The organism is Salmonella sp. SAL4457 (assembly GCF_046548235.1).
GTDB classification, from domain to species: domain Bacteria; phylum Pseudomonadota; class Gammaproteobacteria; order Enterobacterales; family Enterobacteriaceae; genus Salmonella; species Salmonella enterica.
The window spans coordinates 1-301 of the sequence record NZ_JBGDZO010000282.1; the positions used below are offsets into that span (position 1 = coordinate 1).

Annotated in this window: 1 protein-coding gene; it reads right to left on the minus strand. The window is 68.8% G+C overall.

Annotated elements, in window-relative coordinates:
- The coding region (locus tag ACLJNW_RS24290) for a hypothetical protein (RefSeq protein WP_410961230.1) at window positions 1-272 on the minus strand (272 nt) is incomplete at its 3' end.
- Window positions 273-301 lie beyond the last annotated feature (29 nt).

A 301-nucleotide genomic window follows, 5' to 3' on the forward strand; every position in this document is an offset into this window, starting at 1 on the left:
TAGGAACTCTTGCCGCTCGGCAGGCTGTCGTAGAACAACCCCTCGTGGCCCGGTAGTCCCTGGGGATGGCGGGGCATGGCATATGCCGAACCGACATAGAGGATGCGCGGCACCCTGGCCTGCAGGCAGGCGGCATAGAACGGGTTGGTCTGGCCCAGCGCGCTGGCCACTTCCTCCTGCCAGCGGCGCGGCCGCGAAGGATAGTAGCCGGCGCTGAAGATCACCCCGTCGAGGCCGCGCAGGGCGCGTTCCAGGCCGGCGTGGTCGAGCATCTCGGCGACCCGGCACTCGGGCTCCAGAT